Genomic DNA, 22,740 nt, shown 5'->3' on the forward strand with positions numbered 1-22,740 from the left:
GCAACCGTCTCGAAACCTCCCTGACCGGCACCTCAGGGCACGGTCAGGGCGCTCACGGATCCCGGCTGGGCGCGATCGCGTCTAACGTCGTGGGTACACCACCGACGACAGGAAGAACCGCCATGACCGAGACCCCGAACCCGAACCCTCACCAGGGTGACGAGGGGCCCGACCAGCAGCCCCCGGCCTACCAGCAGCCGGAGTACCAGCAGCCGGAGTACCAGCAGCCGACGCACCAGCAGCCCGCCTACGCCTACGGCCCGCCTGTCGCCGGAACCATCACGCAGACAGACCGCAACTGGGCCTCCGCCGCCCACTGGGGTGTCTTCGTCGCGGCGTGGCTGGCGATGGGCTTCCTGGCGCCGCTGGTCATCATGCTCACGGTGGGCAACCAGTCGCCCTACGTCCGCAAGCACGCCGTGGAGTCGCTGAACTTCCAGATCTCCCTGTTGATCTACGGCGCCGCCGCCGTGCTCTTCTCGATCCTCACCATCGGCCTGGGTCTGATCATCGTGATCCCGGTCGCGCTGGCCGCCTTCGTCGCGATCGTGGTCTTCCTGATCCAGGCCTCGATCAGGGCAGCCAACGGCGAGGACTACCGCTACCCGTTGACGCTGCGCTTCGTCAGCTGAGGTCGGCGTAGCCGGTCCTACGTCAAGGCAGCAGCTCGCGGACGACCGCGTCCGCGAGCAGACGACCCTCGGTCGTCAGCACGAGCCGCTGACCCAGCCGGTCGATCAGCCCACGCCGCTCCAGGTCGAAGAGGGCGGCCCGACCGGTCGCCTCCAGTACCTCCACGGGAAGCCCGTCGTTGAGGCGGATCTCCAGCAGCACCCGCTCCACTCGGCGGGTCTCGTCATCGAGCACCTCGCGAGCCTGCGCCGGGCTCACCTTCAAGGTGATCCGGTCGGCGTAGGCCGCGGGGTGCTTGACGTTCCACCACCGCACGCCGCCCACGTGCGAGTGCGCACCGGGGCCGACGCCCCACCAGTCGGCACCGGTCCAGTACCCCAGGTTGTGCATGCACCAGGCTCGGTGGTCGCGTGCCCAGTTGGACACCTCGTACCAGCCGTAGCCGGCCTTGGTCAGGTGCTCGTCGGCCATCAGGTACTTGTCGGCAAGGTCGTCCTCGTCGGGCATCGGCAGCTCGCCGCGCGCGATCCGCCTGGACAGCGCCGTACCTTCCTCGACGATCAGCGAGTACGCCGAGACGTGATCGGGCTCGCAGGCCAGGGCCGCCTCCAGCGAGGTCTCCCAGTCCTCGGGCGACTCCCCCGGCGTGCCGTAGATCAGGTCGAGGCTGACCTGGTCGAAGCCGGCTTGACGCGCCCAGCCGACGACCGCCGGCACCCGCAGTGGGTCGTGCGTGCGGTCCAGCGTGCCGAGCACGTGTGGCACCGCCGACTGCATGCCGAAGGAGATCCGGTTGAAGCCGACCTGGCGCAGCTCCTCGAGGTCCCACAAGGCAACGCTGTCGGGGTTGGCCTCGGTGGTCACCTCGGCGCCGGGCGCGAGGCCGAACTCGGCACCGATGGCCGCCAGGATCGAGCCGAGCTCGCCGGGCGGAAGCAGGGTCGGGGTCCCGCCGCCGAAGAAGACCGTGGACACCGGCACGTCGACGTCGCCGAGCACCTGCCGTGCGAACCGCACCTCGTCGATCGCGGCCTCCGCGTAGGTGCTCCTCGAGGCACCTCGCACGCTGGCCGAACGACCGAGGTCGTCTGCGGTGTAGGTGTTGAAGTCGCAGTAGCCGCAACGCACCGTGCAGAAGGGCACGTGCACGTAGAACCCGAACGGGTGACGGCCCAGCCCCGCCAGGGCGCTCTCGGGAAGGGCGCCGTCGGCAGGTGCGGGGTCGCCCGGCGGGAGTGCGGACGGCATGCCTTCATCCAATCAGGCCCACCAATTCCGGCTTCGCCTAGGTCCTCGCCGTTGAGGTCGTAGATCCGAGCACCGCTCTGGTCACGCAGGAGACGCCGTACCTCCCGAGATGGCTCCACACCCCCACCTTGGCGAGCGTGCGACCGTCGCGCACCCGCCCCACGTGCAGCCTGTGGCCAGCGGCTCAGGCGTAGAAGTTGGCGATCGTGGCCTTGTAGTTGTCCTCGACCACGTTGCGCTTGACCTTCATCGAGGGGGTGAGCTCGCCGGACTCGACGGTGAGGTCGTGGTCGAGCAGCTCCCACTTCTTGATGGTCTCCCAGCGGTTGAGGTTCTTGTTCAGCTCGTCGACGTAGCCGGCGACCATCGCGCGGCAGGCCTCGGAGGAGACGATCGCGGCGTAGTCACCGGCGACGTTGTTCTCCTTGGCCCACTCGGCGATCGCGTCGGGGTCGAGGGTGACCAGTGCGACCACGTAGTTGCGCTCGTTGCCGAACACCATGAACTGGCTGGCGTAGGGGCAGATCGCCTTGAACTTCGACTCGATCGCCGGCGGGGCGATGTACTTGCCGCCGGAGGTCTTGAAGAGCTCCTTGATGCGGCCGGTGATGCGCAGCTTGCCATCGGGGTCCAGCTCACCCTTGTCACCGGTCTTGAGCCAGCCGTCGTCGGTCAGGGACTTCGCGGTCTCGTCGGGCAGGTTGTGGTAGCCGTCCATCACACCAGGACCCTTGATGAGGATCTCGCCGGTGTCGTCGATCTTCACCTGGCTGGCCGGGAAGACACGACCGACGGTGCCGAACCGGTAGTCGTCAGGCAGGTTGACGAACGAGCCGGCCGACGTCTCGGTCAGACCGTAGCCCTCGAGGATGATGATGCCGGCGGCGTGGAACCACTCCGCGATGTCGCGGTTGAGCGCGGCCGCACCGGAGATGAAGAAGCGCACCCGGCCGCCGAACCTCTCGCGGATCTTGCTGAAGACGAGCTTGTCGAACAGGCCGTGCTGCAGGGAGAGCGGCAACGGGACCGACTTGCCCTCGCGCTTGAGCTTGTCGACCTGGAGCCCGACCTTGAAGGCCTGGTTGAAGATCTTCTCCTTCAGGCCGCCCTCGGCCTCCTGCATCGTGACGATGCGGGCGTAGGCCTTCTCGAAGATGCGCGGGGCCGCGCCCATGAAGGTCGGCTTCACGATGCCGAGGTTGTCGACGATCTTGTCGACCCGGCCGTCGATGGCGGCGGCGAAGCCGATGGCCATCTGGGTCGACATCAACACCTTGCCGAAGGAGTGGGCCATCGGCAGCCAGCGGAACTCGAGGTCGTCCTCGCTGAGGATGTTCTGGGCGGCGATGGCCTCGCCCTCGTAGACCCACGAGCTGTGCCGCAGCCGGACGCCCTTCGGCCGGCCCGTCGTACCCGAGGTGTAGATCAGCGTGGCCAGCTGCTCGGACTTGATGGACTTGGCGGTCTCCTCGATGACGCCGGGGTGCTCGGCGAGATAGGCCTCGCCCAGCTTCTCGAGGTCCTCGAGCCCGATGATCCAGTCGCCATCGGCACGTCCGTCGAAGGTGACGACCTTGTGCACGGTCGGCAGCTCGGACTTGCGAGCGGTCAGCTTGGCGAGCTGGACGTCGTCCTCGGCGAAGACCACCTGGCACTCCGAGTCGCTGAGGATGTAGGCCGTGTCGTCCTCGTTGGTGCTCGGGTAGACCGTGGTCGTCGCCGCACCTGCGCACATGATGCCGAGGTCGGCCAGGATCCACTCGTAGCGCGTGCCAGAGGCGATGCCCACGCGCTGCTCGGGCTGGACGCCGAGGGCCAGGAGGCCGGCGGCCATCCGGCTGACCTCGTCACCGGCCTGCTTCCAGGTCACCGACGCCCAGCCGGCACCCTCGGGATAGCGGAACGCCTCTCGTTGCGGGGACTTGGCCACCCGCTCGAGGAACTGGACCGCGACGTTGGGCGGCAGGGAGTCGACGAAGTTGTCGTTGATGGTCGTGGGCATGCGCTGGGGCTCCCTGCATCAGTTCGGTGGGGCGACAGGGGGCCACCCCGGCGGACCGTTGCAGGGAAACCTAACCCACGTTGTTACGCGCGGGTAAGTACAACGGCCGTGCGCGCCTCAGATCGCGGGCAGCTCGAGGGTGTGCTGCTGACGCCGCACCTTGGCGGCAAGGTACGTCGCGTTGGTCTCGGTCAGGTGGACGCCTGTGGGCACGCGGGCCCTGACGTCGATCCCGAGGGCTGCCAGCTGCTCGGCCTTGTCAGGGTTGTTGGTCAGCAGGGCGACGCGGTCGATGCCCAGGGCCAGGAGCATCTGCGCCGCGACGGTGTAGTCGCGGTCGTCGGCCCCGAATCCCAGCGCCAGGTTGGCGTCGTAGGTGTCGAGGCCGTCGTCTTGCAGCGCGTAGGCGTCGAGCTTGGCGTAGAGGCCGATGCCGCGACCTTCTTGCCGGAGGTAGAGGAGGACACCGCCGGACGCGGCGACCCGCTCGACGGACTCGCGTAGCTGTGGGCCGCAGTCACAACGGTCGCTGCCGAAGACGTCCCCGGTCAGGCACTCGCTGTGCACGCGGACCAGGGTCGCGCCGTCGGTGCGCGTGCGGAGCTGGCTCCCCAGGGGGTTGCCCAGGTGGGCGCCCAGCCGGAGTGCGACGTGCTCACCCCCGTCGACGAGACCGTCGAAGGTGAACGCCCGCGCGGTGGTCGCGTAGCCGTCTGCGAAGCGCAGCGGGATCTCGACCTGGGTGCGGATGGTGGCGGTTGGCGGTCTCATTGGTCCTCGTAACGGTCCGAGAGTGCGTAACGGAGGAGCACGACATCGCCGAGTCGGCGTACGTCGGCGAGTGTCGCGCGGCGGTCCTGGTTCCAGGGGAACCGGCCATCCTCGACGAACCGCGGTGCCCGCGAGTCGCCGACGAAGAAGGGCGCGACCACGAGGTGCAGCTCGTCGGCCAGGCCCGCCGTGAGGAACTGCGTGTGGATGCTGCCGCCGCCCTCCACCATCAGGCGGTTGGTGCCGCGCTCGTGGAGGTCCTCGACGAGACGCTGCATCCGCACCTGATCTCCACCGTCGACGACGGTGGCCACGTCGCGGAAGCGCTCGCGCGCCTCCCTGACGGCCGCCCTCGCGCAGTACACGAGCTTGTCGGTCTTGCCCGTGGCGAAGAACCTCGCCCTCGGATCGATCTGTGCGCCGGCAGTGACGGTGACCTTGGTCGGCGTGGGTGGCAGACCCTTGGCGATCCGGGCGTCGCGGCCGGCGGCGCTGCGTACCAGCAGGCGGGGATTGTCCTGCCGGACGGTCTGGGCGCCGACGAGGATCGCGTCCGCGCTGGCCCGCACGGCGTCGACCCGGTCGAGGTCGGCGTCGTTGGAGAGCAGCAGGCGCTTGCTCGAGGCGTTGTCGAGGTAGCCGTCGATCGACATCCCGCAGCTGAGGAGGATGTAGGGCCGGTCAGCCATAAGAGGCCACCTCCTCTCGTGGTTGCTCGGTCGTCGGCTGCAGGGGGCGGCGAAGGACGAGCAGAGCAGCCCCCGGCAAGGTCGCCAACAGTGCCAGCACGCCGTACGCGACTGCTACCGACGCCCCCGTCGCCGCCCCCAGCCCGGCGGCCGCGAACGCCCACGCGGCCGCGCCCTCGCGCGGTCCCCAGCCGGCGAGGTGCAGGGGGACGGCCGCCGCGATGAGCACCACGAGCGCGATCGGCAGCAACGTGCTCGTCGAAGCATCGACGCCGACCGCCCGCGCCGCGACCAGGAAGACGACCGCATGACCGGCGGCTGAGAGGACCGAGAGCCCGAGTACGGCGGGTACCACGTCGGGCTCCATCACGAACTTGTTGGTCAGCACGACGACGAGCACGGCCACTGATGCCATCGCCGCCACGGCCAGAGCAGCGAGGACGAGCGTCGAGGGCCCCGAGCCAGCGGGCCAGGCGACGAGCACCACCAGCAACGCCAAAGCAATGGCGACGGCCTGCGCCAGGACCCGCTCCCAGACCACGGACCGCAGGGCGCGGTGGGCGAGCCCACGGTGCACGTCCCCGAGCACACCTCCGGGCAGCACGGAGTTGAGGAACTGCGACCGGTAGTAGGCCGCAGTGGCGGTGGTGAGGGGTACGTCGACGCCGTAGCCGCGTGCGACGAGGCGCCATCGCTGGGCGCTGCAGACCGTGGCGGCGCCGACCACGAGCAAGGCGATCGCGACCGTCGCCGGCTCCACGGCCTCCAGCCCCGCGACGAACGGCTCAGCGCCCACCTGCGTCACGAGCACGCCGAGCACGACCAGGCCCCCCGTGACCCTGGCCAGTGCCCACCAACGTCCCCTCACGTCCTGCCTTACGGCGGCGTCGGCGTGGCGGTTCAACACTCGTGTCTCCAGGTTGAGGTCCGAGCGGCCGCAGCTCGCTGGTTGAGGAGGTCGCGCCAGCAACCGTCGTCTGCTGGTCGAGAAGGTTCTGCTGGTTGAGGAGGTCGCGCTAGCGACCGTCTCGAAACCAGCCGAGGAGGTTCTGCTGGTTGAGGAGGTCGCGCTAGCGACCGTCTCGAAACCAGCCGAGGAGGTTCTGCTGGTTGAGGAGGTCGCGCCCCCGGCCGGCGTCTGCTGGTTGAGGAGGTCGCGCCAACAACCGTCGTCTGCTGGTTGAGGAGGTCGCGCTAGCGACCGTCTCGAAACCAGCCGAGGAGGTTCTGCTGGTCGAGGAGGTCGCACCCCCGGCCGCTGTCTGCTGGTTGAGGAGGTCGCGCCCCCGGCCGCCGTCTGCTGGTTGAGGAGGTCGCGCTAGCGACCGTCTCGAAACCAGCCGACACCAATTCGTCGGGAATCTGGCTCAACACCTGGGGATCCAGCCCGTTTCCGGGGGTCGAGTGTCGGTGCCCGATGATGTGCTTGACCCCATGAGCACGGCACCAACAGAAGGGTTCGAGGTCGACGACCTCACCCCCAACGAGGTGCTCGCACTCGCCCGCACCAACGAGACCGAGATCCGCCAACGCGAACTACTCCGCCTCCGCCTGGCCTACCACTGGGCGATCCTGCACCCCGCCACCACCCAGACCGGCACCCAAGGCCCCGACGGCGCCATCCTCACCCTGCTGGAGAAACCCGACTCCCTGGGCGGGGACGGCACCCCCGCCGTCGCAGCCTTCACCCACGAAACCCTCGCCGCCGCCCTGGACATGACCCCGGCCGCCGGGGCCGGGCTGATCGGCGACGCCCTGGACCTGCACCACCGCCTCCCCATCCTCCTCAAACGGGTCGAAGCACTCCAGGTGCCGACCTGGCAGGCCCGCCGCGTCGCGGTCCAAACCCGCCACCTGCCCCTCGATGGTGCCCGCTGGGTCGACACCCAGCTCGCCACCCGCACCGACGGCGCCATCGGACCCCTCATCACCGACCGGCTCGTCGCCCACGCCGCCGCCACCTTCGACCCCCAAACCACCCAATCTGAGGAAGAGCAAGCCCAGGCCTCCTGGGGACTGGAGGTCTCCCACCCCGCCCCGACCGACTACACCGGCACCAGCCACCTCACCATCTCCGGAGACACCCCCACCCTCAACGACTTCCATACCCTGGTCGTCACCCTGGCCCACCAGCTCGGCCAGAGCGGCGACACCAGCCCCCTCGGAGTCCGCAAGATCACCGCCATCCGCATCATCACCCACCTCGCCGCATCAACCCTGACCGGACAGCACACCCCCGAGGACCTCGAACGACTCTCGAAGGCCATCACCAGACACGGCAGCAAGATCAAGCTCATCGTCCACGTCGACTCCGACGACCTCGAGATCGCCACCACCGCGGACGGCGGAACCGAGACCGCCCTGGCCACCGGCAGGATCGAACGCCTCGGCGCCACCACCATCGCCCGCCTCCGCGCCTGGGTCGGCCACACCGCCGTCCAGATCCTGCCCGTCCTCAACATGGCCCGCCGCGACGCCGTCGACTCCCACGACCCACCCACCTGGATGCGCGAACTCGTCATCCTGCGCGACCAGACCTGCATCTTCCCCAAATGCAACATCGACGCCCGCACCTGCGACCTCGACCACCCCACCCCCTACAAGCCACTCGAAGAAGGCGGACCACCCGGCCAAACCCACCCCGAGAACCTCGTCCCCCTGTGCCGACGCCACCACCGCGCCAAAACCGCCGGCCACTGGCGCTACCACGCCATGCCCGAGGGCTACCTCTGGCACGGACCCCACAACACCCACTACCTCCGCACCCCACGCGGCAGCCAACGAATCTAGTGACTCGACAACCCCGCCAGCACCCGCTCCAACGAAGCCGCAGCGACATCCCAGCCCGCCAACCCGTCCCGCCGTTCGACGGCGACGGACCGGAGTCGGGTCCGCAGCGGCGGCGAGGTCAACCACGAGCGCAACGCAGCACCGAGAGCAACGGGATCGTTCGAGGGGACCAGGAAGCCTGGAACCTCGGTGCCCGAGGCAGAGCCGAGCGCCTCCCGTACCCCACCCACGTCGGTGGCCAGGACGGGGATGCCGCGCGACAGGGCCTCGGAGGCGACGATGCCGTAGGTCTCGTGACGCGACGGCAGCACGAGCAGGTCGGCGCCGGCGTAGGCGGAGGCCAGGTCCGCTCCGGTGAGGGCGCCGGCGAGGGTGACGCGGTCGTCCAGGCCGGATCGCCACAGGGAGGACCACAGCCGGGTGGCGTGGTCGGCGTCGACGGAGGCGCCGACGAGGGACCACGTCCAGCGCAGGTCAATGAGGGACGCGAGTGCGGCGACGAGGACGTCGTGACCCTTGACCGGAGTGACCGCACCCACCGACAGCAGCCGCTCTCCGGTCGCCGAACCCTCGGCGAGGGGCGACTTGTCGGCGCCCGGCACCACGACGTGCAAGCGGGCGGAGGGAAGGCCGTACTCACCGGCCAGCCAGTCGCGGGTCCACCCGCTGGTGCAGACGACCGCGGACACAGCCGCGAGAGCACGCGCCTCGGGATCGCGTTGAGGCATCGAGCCCGCCACGCCGAGCCCCAGCGGGAGGTGTACCAGCATCACGAGTCTCAGCCGGTCACCCGCGCGGGCCAGGGCGTGGGGAGACGTCGAGCCGACCAGCCCGTCGATCACGACGGGGGCACCCTCAGGCAGCGACCCGAGCAGCGAACTCAGGTCCTCGACGGTCGTCTCGTGCACTGCCACCTCGTGCCCACGGGCACGCAGCGCCGCCGCGACTCGCAGGTCGTAGACGTTTCCCCCGCTCGGCCGAGCGGGGTCCGACAGGCCGACCGGCCCGACGAGGTGGACTCTCAAGTCGTCCCCGGCCTGGTCACAGGGGCCTCTCGAAACTCGCCGACGCCACGTGCGACTCGTGCAGCGTGATCGCGATCTTCGCCAACCCACCCTCGGTGGCGGCCAGGTGCTCGCCCAGCTCCCCCGCACGCAGTCGCTCGGCGATGCGGTCGGCGACCACCCGGGCGAGGACCTCGGTGGAGGTGTTGACGCCGGCGAAGTCGGCCTCGTCGTCGAGGTTGCGGTAGTTGAGCCGCGACAGCACGTCCTTGAGCAGCTCGGCAGCACGACCGATGTCGAGCAGCACCCCGTCGGAGTCGAGCCGAGGACCGGTGAACGCCGCGTCCACGACGTACGTCGCGCCGTGCAGCCGCTGCGCCGGACCGAAGGCCTCCCCCTGGAAGCTGTGGGCGATCATCATGTGGTCGCGCACCGTCACCGTGAACACGTCACTCCTGCTCGTCGCCGTCGGGATAGATGATGCTCTGACAAAGCGCGGAGAGGGAGCCATCTGCCAGCCCGGACATCACGTCGGGCAGTTCGTCGAACCGCGACTCCCCGGTCAGCAGCACGTCGAACGCAGGGTCGCGCAGCAGGTCGAGGGCCAGGGCCAGGCGTTGCGCATGCGTACGCCGACCCCGTCGCGCCGCGGCCACCTCGCCCACCTGGCTGGCCCGGACCGCCAGCCGGCGCGAGTGGAAGGCGCCACCGAGCTCGACGCTGACCGGCCGGTCGCCGTACCAGCTCAGCTCCAGCACCTCTCCGTCCGGGGCGAGAAGGTCGAGGGAGGTCTGCAGGCCCACCGAGGTGCCGGACGTGTGCACGACGAGGTCGACATCGTGCGGGGCGTCCTCAATGGCGGCGAAACCCAGTCTCAGCGCGGCAGCAGTCGCTGCTCGTGAGCTGTCGACGTCGACCAGGGTGACCTCGACGCCCGGGATGCCGGCCAGCAGTCGGGCCACACAGCAGCCCACCATGCCGGCGCCGACGACCGCGACCCGGTCACCGAGCAGGGGCCGCGCGTCCCACAAGGCGTTGACGGCGGTCTCGACCGTGCCTGCGAGCACCGCGCGAGCCGCCGGGACACCGTCGGGGACGACGGTCACCGCGCCCGCCGGGACGACGTATGCGGTCTGGTGCGGGTAGAGACAGAACACGGTGCGCCCGACCAGGGCGTCCGGTCCCTGCTCGACGAGGCCGACGTTGAGGTAGCCGTACTTCACCGGCCCGGGGAGTTCGCCCTCCTGGAAGGGCGCGCGCATCGCGGCGTACTGGCTGGCCGGCACCCGCCCCTCGAAGACCAGCGTCTCGGTGCCGCGGCTGACGCCCGATCGCAGGGTGCGGACCAGCACGTCACCGGGACCGGGAGTCGGCACCGTGGCGGTGCGGATCTCGCCTCGGCCCGGCTCGGCCACCCAGAACGCCCGCGCCACCGCCACCTCCAAAACGACTCCAGTGAACCGAACGGCAAGCGCCGCCGTGTGAGGAGAAGGTAGCGATCTCGGCAGGACATGACACCCGGAGAGGAACACGGAGGCGGCGTGCGAGCGGTTCACCACCGGTGGGGGGCGGCGAACGCGATCACCGGCATCCGAGCGGTCCTGACCGTCGTCCTCGCCGTGCTCGTCGCGCAGGGCGCCACAGCCACGACGGTCGTGCCGGTTGCGGCGGTCGCCCTGCTCACCGACGCCCTCGACGGTCGCGTCGCTCGGCGGACCGGGACGGCGAGCCGGTTCGGGGCACGCTTCGACATGGAGACCGACGCGGCACTGCTGCTGGTCCTCAGCAGCTACGTCGCCCGCGACCTCGGCCTGTGGGTGCTGGCGATCGGACTGGCTCGCTACGTCTTCCTCGCCGCGAAGCTGCCCTTGGTCTGGTTGCGGGGCCAGGCGCCCCCACGTCCGTGGTGCAAGGTGGTCGCCGCTCTCCAGGGCATCGTCCTCGTGGTCGCCGCCTCGGGGCTGCTCCCCGAACCGGTCACGACCGCCGCCTTGCTGGTGGCCCTCGCCCTGCTGACCGAGTCGTTCGCCCACGAGGCTTGGGACCTGTGGCGAGTGCGCCGACCTCATGTCACGCAGGTGTGGGTCACCCGCCTGACCGGTGTGCTGGCGTTGCTCGCGGTCTGGGCGGTGCTCGTCGCCCCCGACGAGATCGGCGACCTCTCGCCCGCGGCCTTCGCCCGCATCCCCGTCGAGGGCCTGGTGCTCGTGGGCCTCGTCCTGCTGCTGCCCTCCCGGCCCGCCTCGTGGCTGGCGACCGGAGCCGGCGCGGTGGTGGGGGTGGTGGCGCTGCTCAAGCTGCTCGACATCGGCATCTCGGTCGCCTTCGCGCGTCGCTTCGACCCTCTGGGCGACCCGGTGTACGTCGGAGCAGGCGTCTCCTTCCTCCGCGACGCACTCGGCACCGCCAACGCCTACACCGTCACCGTCGTAGCGGTCGTCGCGATGCTCGCGATCCTCGTGCTCGTTCCGTACGCCGTGCGCCGCGCCGCTGGACTCGCTCGCGAACACCGCCCGGTCGCCGTACCCGTGCTGCTGGTGCTCGCGCTGGCCTGGGGGGCGGGCGCGGTGACCGGCGTGCGCGTTGTGCCCGGTGAGCCACTCGCTGCCGCGACGGCCGTCGACCTGGCCTCGACCCACGTGACCGAGGTCCGCGAGCGGCTCCGCGAGCGCGCTGCCCTGGCCCAGGCGATCGCCGACGACGACTACGCCGACGTGCCCGCCGACCAGCTGCTGTCCGCGCTGCGCGGCAAGGACGTCCTCCTCGTGTTCGTGGAGAGCTACGGGCGGGTCGCGCTCGACGGCCTGCCCACGTCGGGTCAGCTGCGCGACAGCGTCGACGCCTACAGTCAGCGGCTCGATGCCGCGGGCTACAGCACCCGCAGCGCCTTCCTCACCTCCCCCACCTTCGGGGCGATGAGCTGGCTGGCGCACTCGACGATGCAGTCGGGGCTCTGGATCGACAACCAGGGCACCTACGACCTGCTGCTCGGCCATGACCGGCTGACCTTGAGCAGTGCGTTCGGCAAGGCCGGCTGGCGATCGGTGGGCATGATCCCGGCCGACACCGAGCCCTGGCCCGAGGGGCAGCGGTTCTATCGGTGGCAGGCGCTGCACGACCTCACCAACATGGACTACCGCGGCCCGAGGTTCGGATACGGCCGGATGCCCGACCAGTTCGCGCTGGAGCAGTTCCAGCGGCTCGAGCTCGACCGTCCGGGTCGGGGTCCGGTGATGGCCGAGATCGACCTGGAGTCCTCGCACAACCCGTGGGTGCCGCTGCCACGGATGGTCGACCCGGCCGAGCTCGGCGACGGTTCGGTCTTCGACGGCATGGAGGACGAGGGTCCTCAGCGCGACGAGACCTGGCGGTCGGCGGACCTGGTGAGGGCGGCGTACGTCCGGTCGCTGCAGTACTCACTCGACGCCTTGACCACGTTCTTGGAGCAGCGGGCCCAGCAGGACGACGACCTCGTCGTGATCACGTTGGGCGACCACTGGCCGGTGACCACGGTGTCGGGCACGACTCCCGGCCACGCGGTGCCGGTCAGCGTCATCGCCAGCGACCCGACCGTGCTCGACCAGATCAAGAGCTGGGGCTGGCAAGACGGGCTACGGCCCCACGACGGCGCCCCTGAGTGGCGGATGGATGGGTTCCGCGACAGGTTCCTCGCCGCCTTCTCCGGCTGATCGTTCTCCGGTTGTCGGGGCGGACGGGGGCTAGAGCCTCAGCCGCAAGATCGCCTGGCCATGGTCGTTTTGGAGCTCGACCTTGGTGATGTCGGCAAGGTCTACCGCGACGGTGTTGGACCCCGGGTAGGTATGTCCCGGCGTGGCCAACCAGCTGCCGATCGCCTCCTTGCCGCCGTCGCGGGTGTAGGCGACCAGGTTGTAGCGGTAGGCATGACCCCCGCTGTAGTCGCTGCCTTGGTCGGCGTAGCGGCAGATCCAGGAGACCTCGGTGCCGTAGTCCCGCTGGGTCAAGGACACGTCGGCGCTCACGCCGTCGTCGAGCAGCACCTTCATCGGCACCGAGGCCGCGACGGTCTCGGACGCGCTGGGGGGCTCGGCCACCGGCGTCTGGCCGTCGTCACGCGCGGCCTGGAGGGCGGTCGCGCCCAGCGCCACCACGGCGATGGCGGCGGCCGCGCCCAGCGTCACCAGCACCCCCCGGCGACGCTGCTCCCGGCGTACGGTCGCGACCAGGGCCGGCAGCACGGTCTCGGGCAGTGGTTCGAAAGGGAGCGGTGCCTCGACCTGCTCGCGCGGCACCCGCGCAAGCAGTCCCGGCATCCCGGCCAGGGCGGCCACCGCGCGACGGCAGGGCTCGCAGTCGCGCAGGTGCCGCTCGTAGTCGAGCCGCTCGGCCGGCGACAGGGAGCCCAGCACGTAGGCCGCGTCCGAGTGCGCCAGCGAGCACTCGCTCATGCCGTCACCCCCATCTCCTCGAGGGCCAGACGCAGTGCGCGCAGGGCGTAGTGGGTGCGGGACTTCACGGTCCCCTCGGGTACGTCGAGCTGGCGGGCGGCATCCGCGACCGACATGCCTCGGTAGTAGCAGCAGATGAGCACGGCCCGGTGGTCCTCGCTGAGCCGCGAGAGCGCGTCGGAGACCACCCACGAGAGCAGCAGCTGGTCGGTGTGGTCGCGGCCGGCCTGCCCGCCGACAACAGGCTCGGGCAGCTCCGCCACCGCGACCTCGGTGCGGGTGCGGCGGGTTCGCCACTCGTCGATGGCCAGGTTGCGAGCGACGGTGAACAGCCAGGAGCGGACCGATCCGCGGGAGTCGTCGAGCAGGCGCGAGCTACGCCACGCCCTCAGCAGAGTCTCTTGAAGCAGGTCCTCGGCGTGTGCGCGGTCGTTGCCGGTCAGGCGCAGGCAGTAGCCCCAGAGCGCGCCGGCATGCTCGTCGTGCAGCTGCTGCATGAGCGCGACGGGACTCGACTCCGACTGGACCATGTCACCTCCTCCACCCACGAAAACGTCAGCGAGGGCGTTTCGGTTCAGTGTGGGAACACCAGGAAGGTGAGCACCAGCCTGCCGTCGTCGGCGAACACCTCGACCGAGCACGTGTCGACCCAGACCTGCATTCTCGCCCCGCCGTCCGGGGCCGGCAGCGCGACCCGTGACGTGGCGGCGAACTTCTCGCTGAACTCCGAGCCGGCCCGCTCCACGACCAGCTCGCCGGCTGCGTCTTCGTAGGAGATGGTCAGCGCACCGCCGTGCAGGCTGAGCGGCTCACCGGGCCGCACCACCACGTCGAGGTGGTCGCAGTCCGCCAGCTCGGGCGAGACCGTCTGGCGCAGCACCGGCCCGGAGTCGGTGTCGACCAGCGAGAGATCTCGCGGCAGCGTCATCGCCCCTCGCCAGCCCGACGAGGGCGTGACGTGGGCGTAGTCCCAGTTGTCGAGCCAGCCGATCATCACGCGCCGGCCGTCAGGAGCGCCGTTCCACGTGACGGCCGCGTAGCAGTCGCGGCCGAGGTCCAGCCAGTCGCTTCGCTCGGGCGTGAAGGTGGTGCCGTCGAAGTCGCCGACCCAGTAGCGCATCCCGCTTCCGCCGCCCGGCGCGCCCAGGAGCACGCTCACCAGCAGGACCCAGCGCTCCCGGTCACTGCCCTCCACTCGGAGTGGGAAGAGGTCAGGGCACTCCCAGGGACCTGCGTCGAGCGACGGGTCGCCGAACTCGCTGAGGAGGTGCCAGTGCCGCAGGTCGTCGCTGGCGTAGAGGACCACCTTGCGGTCGACCGCCTCGACGGCCGCCATCAGCCAACGCTGACCGTCGCGGATCACCTTGGGGTCGCGGAAGTCGGAGGAGCCCCGGTCCAGGACAGGGTTGTGGTCATCTTTGACCCAGGTCTCGCCACCGTCGGCGCTGCGCGCGAGGTGCTGGGTCTGCAGGCCCGGCCGCTCGGGGGTCGAGGGCAGGGACACGGAGGTGTAGATCGCGACGAGGTCGCCGCCGTCGACGACTGCGGATCCGGAGAACACGTACTCGACGGGGTCGCCGTCCAGGTCGAGGTCCTGGCGGATCGCCACCGGGCGCTCGTCCCAGGTGACCAGGTCCTTCGACACGGCGTGGCCCCAGCTCATGTCGGCCCAGTGGTCGCCATGGGGGTTGTGCTGGAAGAAGAGGTGCCAGCGGCCCTCATGGTGGACCAGTCCGTTGGGGTCGTTGATCCAGCCTCGGCGGGCGGCGAAGTGGAGTCGGGGCCGCTTCGTCATCAGTCCTGCACCGCCTTGGCGATCGTGAAGCACATCGTCAGGTAGTCGTCATCGGGGTCGCCGTCGATGACGGCCCACGACGCGTTGTGCACCATCCGCACGATCACCCAGTCACGCGCCCGATGCTCGTCGAGTCCGGCCGCGTCGACGAGCGTGTGGAAGCGTCTGCGGATGCCGAACCGGCGGTCATCCCCGAGCTCGTCCCACCGGTTCCACAACATCGGCGCCAGCTCGTAGTGCGGGTCGCCACTCATCGGCTTGGGGTCGATCACCAGCCATGGTTCGCGATCACCGGCCAGCACGTTCTCGTAGTGGAGGTCGCCGTGCATCACCACGCCCACCGATGCCGGATCGGCGACCAGGTCGCGCGCCAGTGAGACGCACTGCTCGCGCATCCGCCGCGGGATCGGCACCTCGGCGGGCAGTGCCACGAGGTCGTCGGTCCAGCGCTCGACGTACGAGGTGATCGTGCGTAGCTGCGGAAGCGCCGGCACGTGGATCCTGTGGTAGAGCCCGGCCACCACCTCACAGGCCTCGAGAACCGGGACCGAGGTCAGGTCGCGGGTCTGCAGCCGCTCGAGCAGCAGCGCCCAGCGGCGGGGGTCGGCACGGTAGAGCAGGACCGTCCCGTTCCCGTGCCAACGCTGGAGCGCCAGCGCCTCGAACTCGGACTCGTCGTCGATGTCCTCGTGCAGCTTGAGCACCGCGGCGCGGCCGTCGTCGGTGCGGACCGGCACGACCAGCGAGCAGAAGCCGTGCATCAGCGCGCCGTCGACCGTCAGGGACCACTCGTCGAGCAGGTCGGCGACCAGGCGAGGGAGCCGGTCCACCCATGCCGCCCAGTCCTCGCCACGCTCGCGCATCTGCACAACGCCGTCTGGCAGGTCGAGTCTCATCGGAAGGTGCCGCTCAGCCACACGTCGGGTGGGATGTGCGGCTTGCCAGGCACCTCACGCAGCTCCTCGGCGACGTCAGTAAGCACGTCCGCCCCGAACCGGCGCCAGAACTTCGCGGCCCGCACGTTCTCCTCCTGGAAGGCGATCTGCCAGGCGCCGGGATGCATCCTGACGACCTGCTCGGCGAAGGTCCGCGCCTGGCCGGCGCCACGCGCGGATCGCGCCACGAAGAACTCCCCCATCGACCTGGGGCCGTGGGTGAGTCCCCGCACCAGCGCGAACCCGATGGGCCGGTCTCCGAGGCTGGCCAGGTAGCAGGCACGATCGGGATCCTCGCGGTCGTACCAGCCGAGGTGGCCGCGCCCGAAGGTGCCGTCGGGTGCGGGCGTCGTGCCGCGGAACTCCGAGAGGTCGTGGGCGTAGAGCTGCCACAGCCGCTCGACGAGCCAGTCGTCGTCGGTCTCGGCGCGGCGCACGTTCAGCGGCCACAGCCAGCCGACCACCAGGTCCACGAGGCCTTCGGGAAGCAGCCCCATCAGCTCGAGGTCCTTCGGGCTCGCCCACATCGGGTGGTGCTGGTTCGTCTCGTCCTGAACGGCGGCCTCCTCACCGCCCAGCACCGGCTCACCCTCGACACCGGTCACGCGGTAGTAGAACGCCTGGCGATCGCCGTGGTCTGCCTCCATCAGCAGCTGGACCACCTCCCCGTCGAGCGTGCACTCCTCGCGCAGCTCACGTACCGCTGCCTCGGCAGGGGTCTCGCCGTCCTCGATGCCGCCGCCGGGCAGCACGGCGTAGTCGCGCCCGTCGAGGTGACGACGGATCACCAGCACCTTCCCGTCGCGCTCCACCACCGCGACCGCGCGAGGGCGCGAGTCGGAGAGCGGCTGCCTCACCTCTTGCCGGACTTCTCCGGTGCAGGCCCCGTGGACAGGGCGGCGATGAAGGCCTCCTGGGGGACCTCGACGCGGCCCACCATCTTCATCCTCTTCTTGCCTTCCTTCTGCTTCTCCAGCAGCTTGCGCTTGCGGGTGATGTCACCGCCGTAGCACTTGGCCAGCACGTCCTTGCGCATCGCACGGATGTTCTCGCGGGCGATCACCCGGGCGCCGATGGCGGCCTGGATGGGCACCTCGAACTGCTGGCGCGGGATCAGGTCCTTGAGCTTCCCGGCCAGCATCACGCCGTAGGAGTAGGCGGCGTCCCTGTGCACGATCGCGCTGAACGCGTCGACGGGCTCGCCCTGCAGCAGGATGTCGACCTTGACCAGGTCGGCCGCCTGGTCACCGGAGCGCTCGTAGTCGAGCGAGGCATAGCCCTTGGTGCGCGACTTCAGCTGGTCGAAGAAGTCGAAGACGATCTCGCCCATCGGCAGGGTGTAACGCATCTCGACGCGATCCTCGGAGAGGTAGTCCATCCCCTCGAGGCTTCCGCGCTTGGCTTGGCAGAGCTCCATGATCGTGCCGATGTAGTCGGAGGGACTGAGGATCGTGGCCTTGACCACCGGCTCGCGGACCTCGGCGATCTTGCCTGCGTTGGGGTACTCGCTGGGGTTGGTCACCTCCACGACCGAGCCGTCCTCCATCAGCACCTCGTAGACGACGTTGGGAGCGGTCGAGATGAGGTCGAGGTCGAACTCGCGCTCGAGCCGCTCGCGCACGATCTCCATGTGGAGCAGGCCCAGGAAGCCGCACCGGAACCCGAAGCCGAGCGCGCCCGAGGTCTCCGGCTCGTAGGCGAGCGCCGCATCGTTGAGCTGCAGCCGCTCGAGCGCGTCACGCAGGTCGGGATAGTCGTCGCCGTCGATCGGGTAGAGGCCGGAGTAGACCATCGGGTTGGGGTGCTTGTAGCCCGCGAGCGCCTGGGTCGCGCCGTGGTGCTGGCTGGTGACAGTGTCGCCGACCCGCGACTGCCGCACGTCCTTCACGCCGGTGATCAGGTAGCCGACCTCGCCCACGCCCAGGTTCTTGGTCTTCACCGGCTCGGGGCTGATCACGCCCACCTCGAGCATCTCGTGGACGACGCCGTTGGACATCATCTTGATCCGGTCGCGATGGCTCAGCTTGCCGTCGACGACGCGCACGTAGGTGACCACACCGCGGTAGGTGTCGTAGACGGAGTCGAAGATCAGCGCCCGCGGTGGAGCATCGGCGTCGCCCACGGGCGCAGGCGTCTGCTTGACGATCTCGTTGAGGAGCTCGGTGACACCCAGACCGGTCTTGGCCGAGGTGAGCAGCACGTCGGCGACGTCGCAGCCGATGATGCCGGCCAGCTCGGCGGCGTACTTCTCGGGCTGGGCCGACGGCAGGTCGATCTTGTTGAGCACCGGGATGATGTGGAGGTCGGCGCCGAGGGCGAGGTAGAGGTTGGCCAGCGTCTGCGCCTCGATGCCTTGGGCCGCGTCCACGAGGAGTACGGCGGCCTCGCACGCCTCGAGGCTGCGCGAGACCTCGTAGGTGAAGTCGACGTGACCAGGCGTGTCGATCATGTTGAGCACGTAGCTGCCCGGCCCCGACTCGATGCCGTGCTCCGCAGCCGCCTCGTCGGTCACCGTCCACGGCATCCGGACGGCTTGGCTCTTGATGGTGATGCCGCGCTCGCGCTCGATGTCCATGCGGTCGAGGTACTGCGCACGGGCGCTGCGCTCGTCGACCACTCCGGTCAGCTGGAGCATCCGGTCGGCCAGCGTCGACTTGCCGTGGTCGATGTGGGCGATGATGCAGAAGTTGCGGATCAGTGCCGGGTCGGTTTGGCCGGGCATGGACTGGAGCACGGTCGAAGTCTTCCATGCCGGTCGTGAGGTCCCCCCTCAGGCGACAGGGTCAAGCCCTGGTGAGCCGCCCCACACGGCTCGCCAGGGCTCGGTCCGGACCCCCTCCGGCGATGTTGGTCGTTGGTCGTCGGCCGTCAGCGCTCGCTGCCGCCGAGGTCGGTGTCGCGGGGCGGCTGGACGTTGCTGCCGATGATGCGGTGGCCCTCGACGTCGTCCTCCTCGAGGAGGTCGGGTCGGTTGCGGTCGGCCATGAAGTCGGGACGGTTGCGGTCCGGACGGTTGCGGTGAGCTTCGACGTCGTCATCGCCATCGATCTGCTTGAGGCGGTGCGCCTCCACGTCGTCGTCGCCCTCGAGTTGCTTGAGGCGGTGGCCCTCGACGTCGTCGATGTCGTCGGTCAGTCCGGCCTTGTGGCCTTGGACGTCCTGCTCGAACTCGTTGCCCTGCTCACTCATGACTTGCCTCCCTGTTTGTCCCGACCCTGTCCGGGTCTGGATGGTGGCCACTTTGCCCCGCGCGTGACCATCCGTCTGTCAGCACGCTGACACAGCGCGCAGATTGGCGCCTCACCCGCTGAGGCTATTGTCGCTGGCGGCGTGCAGCACCGCCTTGACCTGGAACGGCGTCAGCCACGGATGCTTGCTCCGCATCAGCGTCACCATGCCCGTGACATGGGGCGCCGCGAAGCTGTTGCCGGTCGCGGTGATCGACCCGTGTTCGGCCCACGCGACGTCGACGTCGATGCCTCGAGCCCCGAACTCGACCGGCGGGTGGGCGTTGTAGGCCAGCCCCATCGACTCGGCGCCCGCCCTGGAGGCCACGGAGATCACCGAGGCGTACTGCGAGGGGTACGTCGGACCGGGCAGGTTGTTGGCCGCACAGACCAGGACGGTGCCCGAGAAGTAGGCCTCGTCCGCGACCTCGTGGAGTGGGCCGAACATGGCCTCGGCCTTGCTGGACAACGACAGGTTGGCCACGTGCATGCCGCGCTCGACGCTCCACTCGACGCCGGCGTGCAGGAGCGCACCACGCCCCTTCAGGTTGGCGCCGAGCACCCGGACGCTGTAGATCTCGGCGTCCGGCGCGATCGCCCGGATGATGCCTGCGCACGCCGTGCCGTGACCGACGAGGTCGCCGTGCGGACCCTCGTCCTCCACGTAGCCGAGCTCGGCCTCGGCGTCGAGATGGAAGGCGACACCGCCCGATACCCCGCCCACTCGCGGGTGGTCCGCGTCGATGCCGCTGTCGATCACCGCTACCCGCACGCCCCCGCCCGTGCTGCCACCGAAGGCCCACTCACGCACCTCCGCGACGGGCAGGCCCACGACCTCCTGGAGCGCTCCGCGGTCGAACGCCCCGGACCAGGCCGGACCCGTGCTCACCTCACTCCGGACTGCCCAGCCGATTGCCCAGCCGATTGCCCAGCCGATTGCCCAGCCGATTGCCCAGCCGATTGCCCAGCCGATTGCCAGGCCTCCACGAGGCGGAGCACGTCACGCCCGAGCCCGTCGAGTGCCGGGTCCGTGGTCGAGCCGCCCGACGGGCCGGCCTCCGGGACGGCTTCTGGGCGAAGCAACATGGCCATGTGGCTGGCGAGAGTGCCCAGGACGTGCAGCGTCCAGTCGCTCGCCTCGTCGACCGACGGGTCGAGCACCGAGGTCACCCCCACGACATCGCCGTCGCCGTCCATCATCGGGGCGGCGAGGATCGAGGACGGCACGTAGCGCGTCGACTCGGCCACGTCCCGGGCGAACCGCGGGTCGGCCTGGACGTCGCGGACGGCGATGGGCTGCCCCGACATCGCCGCCCAGCCGGCGATGCCACGTGAGACCGGGATGCTCACGCTCACGATCTCCTCGGCGCCCGCGCCGTCGGAGGCGACGAACCTCAGCTCTCCACCTTCGTCGTCTACCAGAGCCACCGAGCAGGCGGCCGCGGCGAACAAGGCGCGCACCGCCTCGACCGACCTGCCGAGTGCCGGGTCGTACCCGGGTGCGATCACGCTTGTCACGTGGGCAGGGTCACACAGCCAGCCTCCGCCACGCCAGGTCCTCTGCCGCACGGAGCGACTCGACGGTCCCGGTGACGGTCTCGAGGAACGCCTTGCGATCCACGACGACCAGGTCGACATCGGTCACTGCCGTCACCGTCGCCGTACGAGGTACGTCGCGCAGCAGGCCGATCTCGCCGAACACGTCCCCGGGGCCCTCGCGTCGCAGCACCTGGTCACCCTGGGTGACCTCGACCTCCCCCGACACGATCAGGAAGAACTCATGGGCTGCCTCACCCTCGGTGACCACAGCCTGGCCGGCCGGGACGTGCCGGCGGGTGCTCGCCTTGGCGAGCCCTTCGACCGAGGACGACGGCAACGGCGCGAAGATCGGCACCGCTGCGAGCAGCTCGGTGTCGGCGGGCGCCGAGAGCCGCTGGTCGAGGCGTCTCATCCGCGGCAGCTTCGCGGCGGCGTAGACGACGACCGCGACACCGAGCACCACCAGCGTGGTCCGCAGCCCGACGAGGTGCAGCAGGACCGGTGCGATGACCGAGCCGATCGACATCGAGGCGATCAGGGAGGCATCGATGGTCGCGAACACGCGCGACATCACCCGCTCCTCGGACAGCCGCTGGGGCAACGTGTCGAGACCGAGGTTGACCCAGGGGTCCATGAACCCGACGACGAGCAACGCGAGCACAGCGGTCGGCGCCGACGGGTAGATCGCCAGCAGGAGGAACGGCACCGCCCAACCCACCACCCCGACCGCCATGTCGGTGGCGACGGCCTGCCGGGCGACGCGGGACAGCACGACGACGCCGCCGGCGATCGAGCCGAGGCCCATCACGGCCTGGAGCAGTCCGACCCCCGCGGGCCCGGAGTCCAGCATCTCGATGGCGATGATCACGTTGAGCACCGTCAGGGCACCGAACAGGCCGCCCTGCAGCGCGGCCAGCACCGCGGTCGTGCGCAGGTCGGGATCGGTCGCGATCAGGCGCACGCCGCCGAGGGTCTCGCGCAGCACGCCGGGCTCCTCGCCGTCCTCCGCGGTCTGCCTGGATGGGCGGGGAAGTACGTGGACTCCGTACATCAGCCAGCAGGACCAGACGAAGGTCGCCACGTTGAGCCAGAAGGCGGCCTCCACGCCGACGGTGCCGACCAGCACAGCGCCGATGGAGGGACCGACGAAGATGACGACGTTCTCGATGTTGGAGGCGACCGCGTTGCTCGAGGTGAGCACGCGAGGGTCGTCGACCAGCTGGGGGACCAGGCCGGCCTGGGCAGCGCGAAAAGGCGCACCCGCGATGACGGCCAGCAGGGCCAGGGCGTAGACCGCCACGTCGAGGCCCGCACTGACGCAGACGGCGGCGGCGGCCACCAGCACGGCTCGCGAGGCGTCGGAGATCATCATGAAAGTACGCCGAGACATCCGGTCGGCGATCGTCGCGCCGACGGGTCCGGCGATCGCCGCGAGGATGAAGCGGGTTGCCTGGAAGGCACCCACCGCGGTGGCTCCGCCGTCGTGGTAGGCCCACACGGTGACGGCCGTCGCATAGGCCCAGTCGCCCAGTCCCGAGCCGAGGAACGCCAGCTGGATCCGGCGAAGTCCGGGGTTGGCGAAGACGGTCGTCACCGACGCCCTCAGCTGCGCGGCGCCGCTCGCTGCACTCACGCGACCACCCCCGGACGCAGCGTAGAGCCCCCGCGCGGCCCTGCCAC

At 70.0% G+C, this 22,740-nt stretch carries 21 protein-coding genes; 3 read left to right on the plus strand and 18 right to left on the minus strand.

Going from position 1 to position 22,740, the window contains the following annotated elements; all coding sequences use genetic code 11:
* The first annotated feature begins 122 nt into the window (after positions 1-122).
* A complete protein-coding gene (locus ISU10_RS06715) occupies positions 123-632 on the plus strand; it encodes a DUF4870 domain-containing protein (RefSeq protein ID WP_228499931.1) in 510 nt (169 codons plus the stop codon).
* Between the two features lie 22 nt (positions 633-654).
* Here ISU10_RS06715 and hemW read toward each other — a convergent pair whose 3' ends face one another.
* The 5 genes from hemW to ISU10_RS06740 form a co-directional block, all read right to left on the minus strand.
* Positions 655-1,881: a radical SAM family heme chaperone HemW gene (gene hemW / locus ISU10_RS06720; RefSeq protein ID WP_194695613.1), complete on the minus strand. Its 1,227-nt coding sequence runs from the start codon at positions 1,879-1,881 to the stop codon at positions 655-657.
* 184 nt (positions 1,882-2,065) lie between these two features.
* Complete coding sequence (locus ISU10_RS06725; protein WP_194695614.1) at positions 2,066-3,883, minus strand: AMP-dependent synthetase/ligase; 1,818 nt, start codon at positions 3,881-3,883, stop codon at positions 2,066-2,068.
* 117 nt (positions 3,884-4,000) lie between these two features.
* Positions 4,001-4,654, minus strand: coding sequence for a GTP cyclohydrolase II (locus ISU10_RS06730; RefSeq protein WP_194695615.1), 654 nt, complete (start codon positions 4,652-4,654; stop codon positions 4,001-4,003).
* A complete protein-coding gene (locus tag ISU10_RS06735) occupies positions 4,651-5,343 on the minus strand; it encodes a RibD family protein (RefSeq protein ID WP_194695616.1) in 693 nt (230 codons plus the stop codon). Before ISU10_RS06735 ends, ISU10_RS06730 begins: the two co-directional genes overlap by 4 nt.
* Complete coding sequence (locus tag ISU10_RS06740; protein WP_194695617.1) at positions 5,336-6,211, minus strand: lysylphosphatidylglycerol synthase domain-containing protein; 876 nt, start codon at positions 6,209-6,211, stop codon at positions 5,336-5,338. Before ISU10_RS06740 ends, ISU10_RS06735 begins: the two co-directional genes overlap by 8 nt.
* Before the next feature lie 566 nt (positions 6,212-6,777).
* On the opposite strand from ISU10_RS06740, the gene ISU10_RS06745 reads away from it, so the two are divergent.
* Positions 6,778-8,133 carry an HNH endonuclease signature motif containing protein gene (locus ISU10_RS06745; RefSeq protein WP_194695618.1) on the plus strand — a complete coding sequence of 452 codons (1,356 nt, stop codon included), beginning with the start codon at positions 6,778-6,780 and terminating at the stop codon, positions 8,131-8,133.
* On the opposite strand, the gene ISU10_RS06750 is transcribed toward ISU10_RS06745, so the two are convergent.
* Genes ISU10_RS06750 through ISU10_RS06760 form a run of 3 tightly spaced genes read right to left on the minus strand, consistent with a single transcriptional unit; the run spans position 8,130 to position 10,570 of the window.
* Positions 8,130-9,158, minus strand: coding sequence for a glycosyltransferase family 4 protein (locus ISU10_RS06750; RefSeq protein WP_194695619.1), 1,029 nt, complete (start codon positions 9,156-9,158; stop codon positions 8,130-8,132). The genes ISU10_RS06745 and ISU10_RS06750 overlap by 4 nt on opposite strands.
* A 16-nt stretch (positions 9,159-9,174) precedes the next feature.
* Complete coding sequence (locus ISU10_RS06755; protein ID WP_194695620.1) at positions 9,175-9,585, minus strand: 6-pyruvoyl trahydropterin synthase family protein; 411 nt, start codon at positions 9,583-9,585, stop codon at positions 9,175-9,177.
* Position 9,586: 1 nt separating this feature from the next.
* Positions 9,587-10,570, minus strand: coding sequence for a zinc-dependent alcohol dehydrogenase (locus tag ISU10_RS06760; protein ID WP_370864875.1), 984 nt, complete (start codon positions 10,568-10,570; stop codon positions 9,587-9,589).
* Positions 10,571-10,678: 108 nt separating this feature from the next.
* On the opposite strand from ISU10_RS06760, the gene ISU10_RS06765 reads away from it, so the two are divergent.
* The gene (locus ISU10_RS06765; RefSeq protein WP_370864876.1) at positions 10,679-12,826 is read left to right on the plus strand and encodes a CDP-alcohol phosphatidyltransferase family protein; all 2,148 of its coding nucleotides are present in this window, start codon (positions 10,679-10,681) and stop codon (positions 12,824-12,826) included.
* A gap of 30 nt (positions 12,827-12,856) precedes the next feature.
* On the opposite strand, the gene ISU10_RS06770 is transcribed toward ISU10_RS06765, so the two are convergent.
* The 10 genes from ISU10_RS06770 to ISU10_RS06815 form a co-directional block, all read right to left on the minus strand.
* On the minus strand, positions 12,857-13,564 hold the full coding sequence (locus ISU10_RS06770; RefSeq protein ID WP_194695623.1) for an anti-sigma factor family protein: 708 nt from the start codon (positions 13,562-13,564) through the stop codon (positions 12,857-12,859).
* Positions 13,561-14,094, minus strand: coding sequence for a sigma-70 family RNA polymerase sigma factor (locus ISU10_RS06775; RefSeq protein ID WP_194695624.1), 534 nt, complete (start codon positions 14,092-14,094; stop codon positions 13,561-13,563). Before ISU10_RS06775 ends, ISU10_RS06770 begins: the two co-directional genes overlap by 4 nt.
* A 44-nt stretch (positions 14,095-14,138) precedes the next feature.
* Positions 14,139-15,359, minus strand: coding sequence for a glycoside hydrolase family 32 protein (locus tag ISU10_RS06780; protein ID WP_194695625.1), 1,221 nt, complete (start codon positions 15,357-15,359; stop codon positions 14,139-14,141).
* Positions 15,359-16,255, minus strand: a complete 897-nt coding sequence (locus ISU10_RS06785) for an aminoglycoside phosphotransferase family protein (protein ID WP_194695626.1) — start codon at positions 16,253-16,255, stop codon at positions 15,359-15,361. Before ISU10_RS06785 ends, ISU10_RS06780 begins: the two co-directional genes overlap by 1 nt.
* Positions 16,252-17,151, minus strand: a complete 900-nt coding sequence (locus ISU10_RS24060; RefSeq protein ID WP_194695627.1) for a GNAT family N-acetyltransferase — start codon at positions 17,149-17,151, stop codon at positions 16,252-16,254. Before ISU10_RS24060 ends, ISU10_RS06785 begins: the two co-directional genes overlap by 4 nt.
* A complete protein-coding gene (gene lepA / locus ISU10_RS06795) occupies positions 17,148-19,016 on the minus strand; it encodes a translation elongation factor 4 (protein ID WP_194695730.1) in 1,869 nt (622 codons plus the stop codon). The genes ISU10_RS24060 and lepA overlap by 4 nt, the downstream gene beginning before the upstream one ends.
* Before the next feature lie 146 nt (positions 19,017-19,162).
* Positions 19,163-19,483 (minus strand): hypothetical protein, encoded by a 321-nt coding sequence (locus ISU10_RS06800; protein ID WP_194695628.1) that lies wholly within the window; start codon positions 19,481-19,483, stop codon positions 19,163-19,165.
* 111 nt (positions 19,484-19,594) lie between these two features.
* The gene (locus tag ISU10_RS06805) at positions 19,595-20,410 is read right to left on the minus strand and encodes a S8 family serine peptidase (protein ID WP_194695629.1); all 816 of its coding nucleotides are present in this window, start codon (positions 20,408-20,410) and stop codon (positions 19,595-19,597) included.
* Positions 20,407-21,039, minus strand: a complete 633-nt coding sequence (locus ISU10_RS06810; protein WP_194695630.1) for a GAF domain-containing protein — start codon at positions 21,037-21,039, stop codon at positions 20,407-20,409. Before ISU10_RS06810 ends, ISU10_RS06805 begins: the two co-directional genes overlap by 4 nt.
* Positions 21,040-21,049: 10 nt before the next feature.
* On the minus strand, positions 21,050-22,693 hold the full coding sequence (locus ISU10_RS06815; protein WP_194695631.1) for an MFS transporter: 1,644 nt from the start codon (positions 22,691-22,693) through the stop codon (positions 21,050-21,052).
* Positions 22,694-22,740: the final 47 nt, after the last annotated feature.

Origin of the sequence: Nocardioides agariphilus (genome assembly GCF_015352445.1) — a bacterium.
Lineage (GTDB): Bacteria > Actinomycetota > Actinomycetes > Propionibacteriales > Nocardioidaceae > Nocardioides > Nocardioides agariphilus.